This is a genomic window from Microcoleus sp. Aus8_D2 (genome assembly GCF_036702665.1).
GTDB lineage: Bacteria > Cyanobacteriota > Cyanobacteriia > Cyanobacteriales > Microcoleaceae > Microcoleus.
This window is the reverse complement of record NZ_JAUBUN010000003.1, coordinates 206,899-220,477: the sequence shown is the minus strand read 5'-3', so window position 1 is coordinate 220,477 and position 13,579 is coordinate 206,899. Positions and strand designations below refer to the sequence as shown.

Genomic DNA, 13,579 nt, shown 5'->3' with positions numbered 1-13,579 from the left:
ATCACACTAATAGCAAAAAAGGAAGTACCAACGGAGCAACCACCCCAGAGCCGCCACTCCAGACAAACATCCGAAAGTTATGCCAAACTTACCTAAAAGTGCTATATTCAACTGCGTAAACCCTGAACAGCGCTTTCAGGTCTGCCAAAATTATCAACGAGTCAACTAAATGCCCTTTACTTTCAAGAAATTAGCTTCGATCGCAATCTTCTTCGTAGCCGTAAAATTTTTAGTTGACTCTCCGCAGTTCCAACAAGCTGCCAATGATATCACACACAGAAACCCAGCAAGTGCCACATCAGACACCGAAACTCTGCGGCAGAAATCCAGCAGCCCCGCAGCCACAGAACCCCACAAATCACCCGATCAAAAGTTCGATGTAGTAGTATATGGTGATGAAGTACCGGGGATATGTGCAGCTATATGGGCAAAGAAGACTTTAGGTGAAAAGGGAAAAGTTGCTGTGGTGCGATCGAACTACGCAACAGCTCTTTTGGGTGGCGTACTCACCCGCGGCGGTTTGGGTTACGTCGATTTAGATAAAATCCCCGACTGGTACCGCCAACCCTACGCCCAATGCTTCCGCGAATTCTTAGACAAAGCCAATGTCCCCGAATCTTGCTTAGAACCAAAACTGGCAGACAAAGCTCTCAAAGAGATGCTTGCGGAAGCAGGAGTTAAAGTTATTTCCCACTCAACTCTTACTCCTCACGTAGTCAATCAAAAAATTGAATATGCCGAAGTTAAAGAGAGCAATATCAAAATTCAAGCTAACTCTTTTATTGACGTAACCCAAGACGCGGAACTGGCAAGAAAAGCCGGATTATCTTATTATACAGGATATGAATCGCAAAACATCAAATCAAAAAATGAAACTTTAGCTGTATCTGTAGTTCCGATAATTACGGGGCTAACGATGGGAGACTTCCGCAAAATAGAAGATGACATTCTTTACGACACCCCTTTAGTAGAAAAGATTAAAGCAAGCATTACCAAATATAAAGACCCCGCAAGTACAGAATTCTGGATGAGAAATTTCTGGAGTACGATTTATCAGGCATATCGAGACGGCTACAACATCAGAAGCGTAGCCCTAGGGGCGGCATATCACGTAGACAGGAACTTGCCCTTTACTCAAGATAAAGGATTCTTCTTTGATAAAGCCAATGTTTGCGTTTATAAAGATAATTCGCTGTCGTGGAACGGGTTTTTGTTTAAATACCAAGTTGATGAATTGATGAAGATGGAAGCTAACGGCAGAAAACCGACTCCTGAGATGGTGAAAGAAATGTCGCACCTCCAAGAATGGCTGCAAAAGAAATCTGGTAAAGATGTGAGAGTGTTTATCCCGGAAGAGATTTATATCAGACAAACATTGAATGTCCGCGATGTGGTAGCTCCGCTGACGGGGAAGGAGATTATTCAAGGGGGAACATTACCCGAAAAATCGATCGGCAGTTTTTCCTATGATTTCGACTTGCGGGGTGGAGTCAAGGATTTAGGTTCGAGAATTCCGCCGCTGCCGACGTATAATTTTGGAATAGAGAGCGCTTTGGCTAGTAAAGTGAGTAATTTGGCGATCGTAGGGCGATCGTCCGGTTATGTCGGTATGGCGGTATCGGTGGGGCGAATTGCGACGGTAAATATTTATCAAGGACAAGGTGTGGGCGTGGCGGCGGGTTTGGCTAGCAAGTTGGGAGTGCCGCTGAATACGATTACGTCGAGTAAAACGAGGGAAACTCTGGAGACTTTAACGGGGAAAACTACGTATTTGTCGGGGAGAGATACGAGTTATGGGGTGGATTATAAGGAAGTGAAATAGATATTAAGAGGATTTTACCGCAGAGGGCGCAGAGGGCACAGAGAGGAGAGGGAGGAGAGGGAGGAGAGGGTTTTTTAGGAGAGGATGAGGCGGCGGATTCCTTCTTTTAAAAAGCGGACATTAAAGTTGATGAGAAGGGCGAGAGGATGACCTGTCATTTTGAGGTAGGATATAACTTGAGCTTCATGGATAGGAGCTAGGGTTTGGACTGATTTTAATTCAACAAGGAGAGTGTTCGCCACCAGCATATCGTATCTGCCTTTCCCAACCAGAACACCCTTGTAAATCACATTGACTTTAGGCTGAGGTTGAAAAGGAATTCCCCGACGATGGAGCTCTTCACGTAACGAATTCTCGTATACCACTTCCAAAAACCCCGGCCCCAACTCCTTATGCACCTCCATAGCCGCCCCAATCACAGCATAAGTCAACTCATTGAGCTCATCTCCCAACTCTCTTCTCTCTGGGTTCTCTGGGCCTCTGCGGTTCATATCTCTTCCCTTCTCAAACAGATGTCATAATTTTAATCCTAAAAACCGCACACCACAATTCTACCCACCCAAAAACCCTCCCAACACTCTTCCCTCAGTGTCCTCTGCGCCCTCTGCGGTTCATATCTCTTCTCTTCCCTCTCCTGTGGCACAATCTTAATATAAAACCTGCACCCTCTCGCCAATGACCGCAAACCTACCGCCCCAATACGACCCCTGCGCCACCGAAACCAAGTGGCAAAAATACTGGGAAGACAACCAAACCTTCAAAGCTGACCCCGAAGCAGGCGGCGAACCCTACTGTGTCGTCATCCCGCCGCCCAACGTGACCGGCAGCCTCCACATGGGACACGCCTTTGAAGAAACCTTAATTGATGTCCTCGTTCGCTATCACCGCATGATTGGACGCAATACCCTGTGGTTGCCGGGAACGGATCATGCTAGTATCGCAGTTCAAACTATTCTCGAAAAGCAACTCAAAGCAGAAGGCAAAACTCGCCACGATTTAGGTCGAGAAAAATTCTTAGAACGGGCTTGGGAATGGAAAGCTGAGTCTGGCAATACTATCACTAATCAACTGCGTAGTTTGGGCGTGTCTGTCGATTGGTCGCGGGAACGCTTTACGATGGATGAAGGCTTATCTGCTGCGGTTTTAGAAGCTTTTGTCCGCCTCTACGATGAGGGGCTGATTTATCGCGGCAATTACTTGGTGAATTGGTGTCCCGCGAGTCAGTCTGCTGTGTCGGATTTGGAGGTTGACCAGCAGGAAGTTGAGGGGCATTTGTGGCATTTTCGCTATCCTTTGACGGATGGTTCCGGTTATTTGGAGGTGGCGACGACTCGGCCGGAGACGATGTTGGGCGATACGGGAGTAGCTGTGAATCCAGAGGACGATCGCTACAAGCATCTTATCGGTAAAACTGTGACTTTGCCCATTGTCGATCGCGAAATTCCCATTTTTGCCGATGAATTAGTTGATGCGACTTTCGGAACCGGCTGCGTCAAGGTGACTCCCGCCCACGATCCGAATGACTTCGAGATGGGTAAGCGTCACAATTTGCCGTTTATCAATATTATGAACAAGGACGGCACTTTAAATGAAAATGCCGGAGAGTTCAACGGACAAGACCGATTTGTTGCTCGAAAAAATGTAGTAAAGCGGTTAGAAACTGACGGCGTTTTAGTAAAAATAGAAGATTACAAGCACACAGTACCGTACAGCGAACGCGGCAAAGTTCCCGTCGAACCGTTGCTATCTACACAATGGTTTGTCAAGATAGATCCGCTTTCTAGGCGCGCCTTAGAAGCATTAGACCAAAGTAACTCACCAGTCTTTGTTCCTGAGAGATGGACAAAGGTTTATCGCGATTGGTTGGTGAAGCTGAAAGATTGGTGTATTTCTCGCCAATTGTGGTGGGGACATCAAATCCCCGCTTGGTATGCTGTTAGCGAAACTAACGGCGAAATTACTGACACGACGCCGTTTGTGGTGGCAAAAACTGATGCTGAAGCCAGGGAAAAAGCGGAGGCTAAGTTTGGCAAGGATGTCGAACTAGCAAGAGATCCAGATGTATTGGATACTTGGTTTTCGTCGGGATTGTGGCCTTTCTCAACTATGGGATGGCCGGATGAAACGAAGGATTTGGATTTTTACTATCCGACAACTACTCTGGTGACTGGTTTTGATATCATCTTTTTCTGGGTGGCTAGAATGACGATGATGGCAGGACATTTTACTGGTAAGATGCCGTTTGAGACTGTTTACATTCACGGTTTGGTGTTGGATGAGAACGGTCACAAAATGTCTAAGAGTAAAAATAACGGTATCGATCCGCTGCTGTTGATTGCTAAGTACGGTACTGATGCTTTGCGCTACACTTTGGTTAAGGAAGTGATTGGGGCCGGGCAGAATATTCGCATGGAGTACGATCGCAAAACTGATGAATCGAAATCAGTCGAGACTTCCCGGAATTTCACGAATAAGTTGTGGAATGCGGCCCGGTTTGTGATGATGAATCTGGAAGGACAGACTCCGCAGCAGTTGGGTAAACCTCTCACTCAGGTTCGTAGTGAGGACTTTAGTCCGCAGGGGGAGAGGACTGAAGTCCTTACTACAAACCAGGTTCGTAGTGAGGACTTTAGTCCGCAGGGGGAGAGGACTGAAGTCCTTACTACAAACCAGGTTCGTAGTGAGGACTTTAGTCCGCAGGGGGAGAGGACTGAAGTCCTTACTACGAACCTTACTACGAACCTTACTACGAACCTTAGCGATCGCTGGATTCTTTCTCGCTATTATCAAGTTGTGCAACAAAGTCGCACTTGTTTGGAAAATTACGGTTTGGGAGAAGCGGCGAAGGGACTTTACGAGTTTATCTGGGGCGATTTTTGCGACTGGTATATTGAATTAGTCAAGTCTCGCTTGCAACAGGATGCTGAACCGAATTCTAAGAAAGTAGCCCAGCAAACTTTTGCTTTTGTGTTGGAAGGGATTCTGAAACTGCTGCATCCTTTTATGCCGCACATTACTGAGGAAATTTGGCACACTCTGACTCAAACGGGTGATGACAAATGTTTGGCTTTGCAAGCTTATCCTGAACCGGATACATCGCTAATTAATCCAGAATTAGAACAGCAGTTTGAGTTGTTGTTCGGGACTATTCGCACTATTCGCAATTTGCGGGCAGATTCTGACATCAAACCCAGCGTGAAGGTAACGGTGATTTTGCAAAGCGAAAATGAGAAGGAACGCCAAATTCTCTCGGATGGAAGCGTTTATATCAAAGATTTGGCAAAAGTCGAAAATCTGACGGTGACAGCTAGTTTGGATGCAGAACCCCCCCTTAATCCCCCCCTTGGTAAGGCGGGACAAGGGGGGTCAATTGCTGGGGTTGTCGGTACTGTACAAGTTTTGATTCCTCTGGCTGGAGTGGTCGATTTGGTGGCTTTGCGTGGTAAGTTGGAGAAGAAGCTGGCCAAGGTGGAAGCTGAAGTTAAGCATACTGCGGCGCGTTTGACTAATCAGAAGTTTGTGGATAAGGCTACTCCTGATGTGGTTCAGGGCGCGAGGGATGCTTTGGCGGAAGCGGAAAAACAAGCTGAGATTTTGCGCGATCGGCTAAAGTTGTTTTAAGGAGTCATTAGTCAGTAGTCAGTAGTCATTAGTCATTAGTCATTAGTCATTAGTTGCGGGTGAGGTGAGAAACCGGGTTTCTTATAAATTTTCTGTTTGGTTACGATAAATCTCGCAAGAAACCCGGTTTCTGAGGTTATTACAACCACTCATTCGCGGGTGAGGTGAGAAACCGGGTTTCTTATAAATTTTCTGTTGAGTTACGATAAATCTCGCAAGAAACCCGGTTTCTGAGGTTATTACAGCCACTCATTCGCGGGTGGGGTGAGAAACCGGGTTTCTTATAAATTTTCTGTTTGGTTACGATAAATCTCGGAAGAAACCCGGTTTCTGAGGTTATTACCATTCTTATTTATTGTGAAGCCTCGCTTCATAAAAAACCTCCCCAAATCCTGTAGGGGCGGGTTCACCAACCATCTATGAAACTCACCAATAATTTCATAAACCCGCCCATCTTCGCGATTGTTTACACCAACATTTTACAAATCAATTCACCGTACATTTTTATTGTTCGTGGGCGGGGGCGGGTTTATAATATTACTCGTTTTTACCAGAAATGGTTGGCGAACCCGCCCCTACAAATTGGTGTTTAAATAATCTAACAATTTCTTATAACACGGGCAGTTACAATTCCCAATTCCCAATTCCCCATTCCCCATTCCCCATTCCCCATTCCCCATTCCGCTGATGCTATATTTAGCCCAAGTACAAAAGAAGGAAATTTCAGGTAAGATAAGTCTGCAATTGTTGGCTTGTCAAAATTCCGATCGCACTTGGGCTATGCTTTTTCAAGAAAATGCCTTGACGCTACCGCCAGATTTGGCTCAAACTGTTTTAAATGAAGGGATGCTAGTATTAGCAGATATTGGCGAAAATAGCAAGGTTTTGCATATTCAATCGGCTACCAACTGGGTGCTAGAATTAGTTCAGAAGTATTTAACCACAGGCTTTTCTCCCGATTTTTTACAGCAAGAAGCCCAGAAGGCGGAAGGGTGGCGGCAATCTCTCACTTTGCAGAGTCAAGAGTTGTCTCGCCGATCGATCGAAGTTGAAGCCCGCCGGGAACAAATTCAAAATTTAGAGGCAAAACTACAACAAGAAAAGGAATTGCTCGAAAGTACGATCGCCCAATTGAAAAATTCACCGACTACACCACCAACTTGACTTAGATTAACACGCGACAGTTAAGGACACGGCACTGCCGTGTCCCTACAAATCTTATCTGCAATTTGCTGGACATCATATAATTTGTAACTTCACAAATACCCCTTACCCGTTGCCGAATCGCCAGCCAAATTGCCCGCTGCTAAAGCACTTTTGACTTTAGCCAAGCGGCGGGGATGCACAGCAGTTTCTGAGAATTGCTAACATAAGCCCGCTTCTGAAACACATCGTACTGATTGCGTTCGATCGCATTTAAGATCTTACTGTACAGCATCGTCGCAGCCCAAACTGTCCAGCGGATATCGGGACTGAGCACTTTAATTCCCGGTTCGGCGCTGGCGTATAATTTGCGAGCTCGCTGAATTTGAAACTTCATCAATTCCCGCCAGCGGTTGTCAATCACACCGTTGAATAAATCTTCTTCAGTGTAGTTAAACAGCGCTAAGTCTTCTAGGGGAATGTAAATGCGGCCTCGGCGGGCGTCTTCTCCCACATCGCGCAGAATATTCGTCAACTGCTTAGCAATTCCGAGGGCGACGGCTTCTTCTTTGGGAATTTTATTCCCCCAGTGCCAATTCCAGTTGGCAGCGGAGTTGGATTCGTCTACGCCCATCACAGACATTGACATCAGCCCCACAGTACCCGCTACTCGATAACAGTAAAGATTGAGCTCTTCAAAAGTTTCGTAGCGGCTGCGGTACAAGTCCATTTGCTGGCCCGCAATCATCTCTCGAAACGGCTGAATGTCGATCGGGAAACGAGACAGCGTATCCACCAACGCCACGTCATAATCGTCGTGGGGATGGCCCGCAAACACCGATTCTAGACGTTTTTCCCACAAATTTAGAGTTTCAGGGGTCGTAGCCTCAGAACCCGGCCCATCCACGAGTTCGTCGGTGCGGCGGCACCAGACGTAAATCGCCCAGATTGCCCGACGCTTGGCTTCGGGCATGAGTTGAGTGCCTAAATAAAAATTTTTGGCATAACTCGCTGTGACTTGGCGGCACAGTTCGTAGGATTCATCCAAAGAGGCCAGAGTTCTCATGCACTGGAGTTTTGACAGTTGCAGCATCCGAGAATAAGAAATTTAAAGATTAGAACTGACATTCCCTCGTTGAGACAACGGGAGATTTTTTTACATCTTTAGGACTTACGCATCTGAACAAAGAAACCGGGTTTTTGAACCGAGATTGAGGGTTTTAAGCAAATATTTTGGCTAAAAACCCAGTTTCTGGTCGCCCGTGCGTCAGTCCCAGTCTTTATGAAAAATTCTTAATTTTTCATTTTTTATTGGCTGTTGAAATAGCCTGCGCTGTCAGCTTACCAGAAAGCACAGCACCTTCCATACTCGCAAGATAACGCTGCATTGTATAATCCCCCGTTAGATAGAAATTGCTAATCGGAGTTGTTTGGGTGGGACGGCACTCTTGACGGCCGGGGGTGGCTTTGTAGACGGAACGTGGGGTTTTGACTACGTGATATTTGAGCAGTTTGGCGGGTTCTGGGATTTGGTCGGGAAAGAGCTTTTCTAACTCAACCATTGTGGCGGCGACGATATCTTCGTCAGATTTGCCTATCCAGTCTTTGGCCGGTGCTAAAACCAGTTCCAGCATGGATTTGTCTGGGTTGGCATATTCGCGGCAGGTGTTGCTCATGTCGGCGTAGACGCTCAGCAAGGGCGATCGCGAGAACAGCAAATGGTCGATATCTGTGAGTTTGCGATCGAACCACAAGTGTACATTAATCACCGGTACTCCCTCCAAACCTTCGAGCTTTTTGAAATAATCCATTTCGCCCCAAGGTTTCGGCATCATCAACTTCAGCGGGTCAACCGGCATCGCCGAAACGTAAATATCAGCCGTCAGAATTTCTGACTCTGCCCCCTTGACGCCGCCAATGTGGAAACCGCGCACCGTGTTGTCATCGTTGAGCAAAAACTCTCTAATGGGTGCATTCAGCCGGACTTCGCCACCGCGTTCAGTTATGTAGTCTACCATCGGCTGGCACAACCTCTCTGTAGGGGAACCGTCTAAAAAGGCCATTTTCGAGCCTTTTGTCTCTTGCAAGAAACGGTTGAGGGCTGTCAGCAGAATGGTTGCAGATATTTCGTGGGGGTCGATAAAATTCAGCGCCTTAGACATGGCGATGAATACTTCTTTTTCGACTCTGGGGGGGACATTTTGCTTTTTCAGCCAGTCGGAAAACGAGTATTTGTCCATTTCTTCGACATATTTTTGGCCCTGAAGCATCGCCGGAATCAAACCGATGCCGAAGCTGATTTTTTCAGGCCAGGTCAGCATATCGTTGTTTCTGAGGATAGCCACAACGCCGTTGAAGGGTGCCGGAATATTGGGAAAGTCAAAGCGAGAATAGGTTCCGGGGGTTTCCGGCTGATTGAAAATCATCGAGTGCTCTTTCCATTGCAGCCGGTCTTCGATGTCAAGTTCTTTGAATAGTTGGAGCATATTTGGGTATGCACCGAAGAAGATGTGGAGGCCGGTTTCGTACCAGTCGCCGTCTGCATCCTTCCAGGCGGCCACTTTACCGCCGAGTACGTCCCGACTTTCTAGGAGGATGGGGGTGTGACCCGCATCGGTGAGATATTTTGCACAGGATAACCCTGCTAGGCCGGCTCCGGCGATCGCAACTCGCATTTAATACTACTGCCCTCTGTTTGCTTCGGTCTCATTATAGTTTACAACTCGTTACATTTTCTCTGCCACGCAACGATGAATCAGAAACCGGGTTTTTCCGACAATCTTTCACTTTCACCCACAAACTTGGCAAAAAACCCGGTTTCTCGGCCACGCAACGATGAATCAGAAACCGGGTTTTTCCGACAATCTTGCGCTGTCACCAACAAACTCGGCAAAAAACCCGGTTTCTCTGCCACGCAACGGCGAGTCAGAAACCGGGTTTTTGCGACAATCTTGCGGTTTCACCCACAAACTTGGCAAAAAACCCGGTTTCTCGGCCACGCAACGGCGAATCAGAAACCGGGTTTTTCCGACAATCTTTCACTTTCATCCAAAAACTTGGCAAAAAACCCGGTTTCTTTGCCACAAACCGCGAGTCAGAAACCGGGTTTTTCCGACAATCTTTCACTTTCATCCAAAAACTTAGCAAAAACCCGGTTTCTCTGCCACCAACGGCGAATCAGAAATCTCATCCCCAACTGGTTTTCGCTGCAAAGGTGCGATAAGCTGCTAATGCTGCTTGTTTGACGGCTGCTTCGACAATCGGAAAAGTGGTGAGAATGTGAGCAAATTCTGCTTCAGTTAATCCGTAAAGGTGAGCGATGATGCCATCTAATTCTGCTCGCAATTTAGCCCTTTCTGTTTCATCGGTAACGCCTTCTTTGTGGGAGTTTAAGCCGACTTCTGCTGCTAATTCGTCAAACTCTGGGGCGGTGCAGATGAGTTTGGCGGCGCGCTGTACGATGTCCCAGAAGTATTTGTCGCCTGATGTTAAGCGAGGAACTGGTAGCTGGTAGACATAAAAGAAATTTATGTTGGCTGAAACTCGGAATCGAAGTGCATAATCCAGAATAAAACTATTCCAAACAGAGACTAAATATAAACAATGCTGATTATTAGGTGGACTTTCACTGCCTTCTGAGCAACGCAACACTGACTGAAAATTTTCTGCTTGAAAGTTTGGTGGGATAACTGTTGCTATCATTGTTCTTGTGTCTGTATTTCTTGCAATCTTACGAAATCCAGTCCTATAAGTCTGATAATCTAGAATTTGACCCCTATCCTGTTCTTTGCCAAGTACCGCCACTCTTCCTTCTGATTCCTCTATCCAATAACGCGGTTCGCAAAGAGTATGAGTAAACTGCTCAATCATCTTCCCTTCATAAAGTGGCAATCTCCCATTCCCCGGTTCTTGCTTAAATAAATGACTGTCATTAGTCATGTGAAATTCAGCAGTTAGCCGCAGATTCCACTTACCATCAATCTTTTCGCCAAGTAAAGGGAATTGGAGCATTTTCTGGGCAATCCGAATATCTCCCAGATTTTTAAACTCCATCACCGACAGAGAATCAGGAGATAACCTTCGCACCAATTCAACGCTAATTTTCAAACTCTCATCATTGGGAAAACCTTGAAGTTCCTGCACATCTTGCCGCATAAAAGCCGACGGAAAATCAGTAGTTGTATTACCTTTCTCAAAAGTGAGGACAACAATTTTAAAACGGCTATCAACTCCCTCAAAAATTGTGCGCCGATTCTCCAAGCAAAATAAACCAGTGACTTGAGTTTGCTCGAACAACATTTCTCGCAATTGCTTAGTCCCCAAATCGGTGTAGATCCCGCTAGGAATCACAATTCCACAGTCACCACCATCGCGAAGTAAATTAAAGCAGAGTTCGACAAAAAGCTTGTACAAATTAATATCTGTTCCCGCTTTTTTACCATTAACAACTGAAATCTGATTTTTATACTGTTCAGCAGAACGATAGTAAGCACTAATATGAGGAAATTTGCTTTGATATTCCAACCAAGCATTAGCAATTTCCTTATTTTGTAAGAGTTTTTTTTGCTCCTTTTCAAAAGCTTTAATATCCATCTTATTCTTCGTCACCAATTCGCTATGCTGAGCAAAGAACTCCTTAGCTTGCGGCTTGAAAGTTTCCCAAGGCGGATTGGCAATAATCGCATCAAACCCGCCGCGTTCCAACACTCTGTCAAAGTGATAGCCCCAATGAAACGGTTGCAACTCTGCAATATCATCAATCGTTAAAGCTCGTTTTTTAGGCTTCCCCGATAACTGTACTTCTTCGTACTTTATTTTCAGCCGTTGAGTAAACTCATCCAACAATAACTGATTTAACTTAGCTTGCGACTCCCGATTTAACTGTTCAATATGCTGCCGCAAATTTAACAGCCGCGATTCTTGAGAAGTTCCCTCTTGTTCCCCCGACAAAAAAGCGTGTTTTTTGTACAAATCGATCGATTGATTCTTCTCGGCTAAAATCTTCTGGTAATCCTTAGCGGCTAAAGGTTGCAGCAAATTTCCTTGCAGCGAACCTCCCACCGTATCAAATCTGGTTTCGTCTACCCGAATCAATCCAATTAACGAATTGCCCGCCATAATATTAAAATCAATATTCGGCAGCGGTTCCAACTCGCTGACATCGTGGGCCGCCGAAACCAAAGCTAAAAACAGCCGCAATTTGGCAATTTCCACCGCTTCGGGCATGATATCTACGCCGTAGAGATTATCGCTAATAATCCGTTTTTTGATATAATAGTTGAGGGACAAATGTTCGGATTGTATTTTTTCGAGTAAGTCTTTGAGGTGGTGGTCGGTTAAAAACTGGGTTTTACCGATGACAGTTGAATAGATGTAAATTAGGGTTTTCATCGCGGCGACTAAGAACGCGCCGGAACCGCAAGCTGGGTCTAATAAGCTTAAATTTGGCAGGATTTCTTCTAGCAGGCGGCGGCAAAGATTGGCATCTAAATTGGTCAGTAGTTCGTTGATGGTTTCAAATTGGGGAGATCCCCCCCGGCCCCCCTTCTTAAGGGGGGAGGAAGAGGGAGAGGTAGAAGAGGGAGAGGTGATGGTTTCAGATTGGGGAGATCCCCCCCGGCCCCCCTTCTTAAGGGGGGAGGGGGAGGAAGAGGGAGATTCCCCCTTGTTAAGGGGGGAGGAAGAGTTTACTCGGTCTAAGATTAGCTTGTTAATTGTTCTGTTGCACAAATATTCTGTGATTTCCGGCCGCGTATAATAAGCGCCAAAAGCTTTTTGGTTAATGTATTTCTCAAAGATGTATCCCAAAACTGCCGGATTAATTTCGTTTTCGTTCCCGCCTACTGTATCGTCGAGATTCCAAGAATATCGCCTAAATAAATCAAAGATTTTATCAAAGGCGGCATCGGCGATCGCGATGTTAGGATATTGTTGTTCGATGGGATGTTGCAGAAACAGTCCGCCGTTCAAATATTTAATTTCCCCAATCAAGTTTTGAGCGTCAGGCTGCCGCAAATCTGAGGGTTTGGCAAATCCTTCAAAAAATAGTGCTTTCAGAAATTCTGAGTAAAATAAATCGGTGCCCCGCTGCTTGCTTGCGGTTAATTTTTCCTCCAAATACTCCATTTTGCCGCTGTCAATAAACCCTTTGCGCTGCAAAAAATAAACAAACATCAATCGGTTGAGTAAAACCGAAGTATACCAGCGCCTGTCGCTTTCTTTGTCGATTCCCCGAATCACTTTCAGGAATTCAGCGTGCTGCTGTTGGAATTCATCAAAAAACTTCTTGGTAACTCGTTCGACATCAAATCCTGCTTGCAATCTTTGGGCGATATCAATCAGCGATGTTGTGTCTAATTCTTCTAATGAAATTTTCAAGGCGCTGATTTTACTCAGCAACAAATCGCAGGGTTCCTGTTTGATATATACGCGATCGCGGGGATACAATTTTGTGCCGTCTCGCTTCACCCAATACCACAGGCTTTGGGTGCGGTTTTCGCTGACAAATATCAACAGGTTTTCGCCGGATATCTGGACGATTTCGCGATAAATTGCGAGTCTTTGATTGCTGTTGGGAATTTGACCGCTAGCTGCGGTAATTTCAAATACGGCTGCTCCTAAAAGTTGGGCGATTTGTTTGCGGGTGTAAGTCTCGCCGCCTACCGATAGGGATATGGTTTTGTGGGAATCTGGATTTGACCAACCGAGTTCGCGGATGAATAAGTTGCTAAAGTCAAAGTCTTGGATGAATTGGCGGGCTTGTTGAATGTTTAGAGACATAATACGATTTTAGATTTTAGATTTTGGATTAAAGGTTAGTAGGGGCGGCGAGAAACCGGGTTTTTCCCAGAATTTTGGGCGGGAGTCGGGAGATTAGGTAAAAAACCCGGTTTCTTGAGTTGAGGTGTGTAGGGGTGGCGAGAAACCGGGTTTTTCCCAGAATTTTGGGCGGGAGTCGGGAGATTAGGTAAAAAACCCGGTTTCTTGAGTTGA

7 protein-coding genes are annotated in these 13,579 nt (G+C 45.8%); 3 read left to right on the top strand and 4 right to left on the bottom strand.

Annotation, left to right across the window (positions count from 1 at the left end; genetic code table 11):
- The first annotated feature begins 169 nt into the window (after nucleotides 1-169).
- Nucleotides 170-1,822 carry an FAD-dependent oxidoreductase gene (locus tag QUB64_RS03985; protein ID WP_333267730.1) on the top strand — a complete coding sequence of 551 codons (1,653 nt, stop codon included), beginning with the start codon at nucleotides 170-172 and terminating at the stop codon, nucleotides 1,820-1,822.
- Between the two features lie 74 nt (nucleotides 1,823-1,896).
- Here QUB64_RS03985 and QUB64_RS03980 read toward each other — a convergent pair whose 3' ends face one another.
- A complete protein-coding gene (locus QUB64_RS03980; protein WP_333267728.1) occupies nucleotides 1,897-2,313 on the bottom strand; it encodes a GxxExxY protein in 417 nt (138 codons plus the stop codon).
- Nucleotides 2,314-2,497: 184 nt separating this feature from the next.
- Here QUB64_RS03980 and QUB64_RS03975 point away from each other — a divergent pair, with 184 nt between their 5' ends.
- Both QUB64_RS03975 and QUB64_RS03970 read left to right on the top strand, forming a co-directional pair.
- Nucleotides 2,498-5,443 (top strand): valine--tRNA ligase, encoded by a 2,946-nt coding sequence (locus QUB64_RS03975; protein ID WP_333267725.1) that lies wholly within the window; start codon nucleotides 2,498-2,500, stop codon nucleotides 5,441-5,443.
- Nucleotides 5,444-6,130: 687 nt separating this feature from the next.
- Nucleotides 6,131-6,607: a hypothetical protein gene (locus QUB64_RS03970; protein ID WP_333267723.1), complete on the top strand. Its 477-nt coding sequence runs from the start codon at nucleotides 6,131-6,133 to the stop codon at nucleotides 6,605-6,607.
- 142 nt (nucleotides 6,608-6,749) lie between these two features.
- On the opposite strand, the gene crtB is transcribed toward QUB64_RS03970, so the two are convergent.
- From crtB to QUB64_RS03955, 3 genes are all read right to left on the bottom strand, one after another.
- Nucleotides 6,750-7,679, bottom strand: coding sequence for a 15-cis-phytoene synthase CrtB (gene crtB / locus QUB64_RS03965; protein ID WP_333267721.1), 930 nt, complete (start codon nucleotides 7,677-7,679; stop codon nucleotides 6,750-6,752).
- 208 nt (nucleotides 7,680-7,887) lie between these two features.
- Nucleotides 7,888-9,261 carry a 15-cis-phytoene desaturase gene (pds, locus tag QUB64_RS03960; RefSeq protein WP_333267719.1) on the bottom strand — a complete coding sequence of 458 codons (1,374 nt, stop codon included), beginning with the start codon at nucleotides 9,259-9,261 and terminating at the stop codon, nucleotides 7,888-7,890.
- A 511-nt stretch (nucleotides 9,262-9,772) separates the two neighbouring features.
- Nucleotides 9,773-13,366 (bottom strand): Eco57I restriction-modification methylase domain-containing protein, encoded by a 3,594-nt coding sequence (locus tag QUB64_RS03955; RefSeq protein ID WP_333267714.1) that lies wholly within the window; start codon nucleotides 13,364-13,366, stop codon nucleotides 9,773-9,775.
- Nucleotides 13,367-13,579 lie beyond the last annotated feature (213 nt).

Excerpts from the sequence above, each read along its gene's own strand:
- QUB64_RS03975 (WP_333267725.1), top strand. The coding sequence starts at position 2,498 with ATGACCGCAAACCTACCGCCCCAATACGACCCCTGCGCCACCGAAACC.
- QUB64_RS03980 (WP_333267728.1), bottom strand. The coding sequence starts at position 2,313 with ATGAACCGCAGAGGCCCAGAGAACCCAGAGAGAAGAGAGTTGGGAGAT.
- QUB64_RS03970 (WP_333267723.1), top strand. The coding sequence starts at position 6,131 with ATGCTATATTTAGCCCAAGTACAAAAGAAGGAAATTTCAGGTAAGATA.
- QUB64_RS03985 (WP_333267730.1), top strand. The coding sequence starts at position 170 with ATGCCCTTTACTTTCAAGAAATTAGCTTCGATCGCAATCTTCTTCGTA.
- QUB64_RS03955 (WP_333267714.1), bottom strand. The coding sequence starts at position 13,366 with ATGTCTCTAAACATTCAACAAGCCCGCCAATTCATCCAAGACTTTGAC.
- crtB (WP_333267721.1), bottom strand. The coding sequence starts at position 7,679 with ATGCTGCAACTGTCAAAACTCCAGTGCATGAGAACTCTGGCCTCTTTG.
- pds (WP_333267719.1), bottom strand. The coding sequence starts at position 9,261 with ATGCGAGTTGCGATCGCCGGAGCCGGCCTAGCAGGGTTATCCTGTGCA.